Below are 560 nucleotides of genomic sequence, written 5' to 3'. Positions count from 1 at the left end.
TTCAGGGCCAGAAACCCGTCGAGGTCGGCCTTCAGGTCGTCCACCTGCCCGGCAGTTACGCCGTATTCGGTTGTTAATACCTCCAGGTTTTCTTCGGCAGCGGCCACAATCGCCTTCACGGCCGGAATAAAATCGGCATTGCGCATGCGGTTCAGGTCGCTATAGGTAGTTGCCATCTGGCTGGCCAGTTGGTCGTTGCCTGTCACAAGCGCAAAGGCTTCGATGCTGTCGTTCAGGATATCGGCCTTCTGAGCCACCGTGCTTTTCAACTGGGTTTTGTTTTTGCCCAGGTACACCTGCGCCTGCTGCTGGGCATACTGCGCATCGTCGATTTGCGTAACCACACCCGAAAACTCATTTTTAAACTCGCCTACTTTGGCAATCGATGACCACAGCGCTGATTGGCTGTCGAGAAAAGAGAGTACCGTATCGTACATCTCTTTTTGGTCGATTTGGTTTTTATTCATGTTCTGTTTGAGAATAATGATTTAACAGTATCGTAAGTTAATACATTACAGGCAAACGATTGTAAACTTAGGTGCAAATATTTTTAACAATGC

1 protein-coding gene is annotated in these 560 nt (G+C 48.6%); it reads right to left on the bottom strand.

The window, feature by feature from the left end:
* Positions 1 to 467, bottom strand: a 467-nt coding sequence (locus N2K84_RS20210) for a hypothetical protein (RefSeq protein ID WP_282593646.1), incomplete at its 3' end; no start/stop codon positions are given.
* Between the last annotated feature and the right edge of the window lie 93 nt (positions 468 to 560).

It is taken from the genome of Gaoshiqia sediminis (genome assembly GCF_025907915.1).
Lineage (GTDB): Bacteria > Bacteroidota > Bacteroidia > Bacteroidales > Prolixibacteraceae > Gaoshiqia > Gaoshiqia sediminis.
This window is presented reverse-complemented; position numbering and strand designations above follow the sequence as displayed.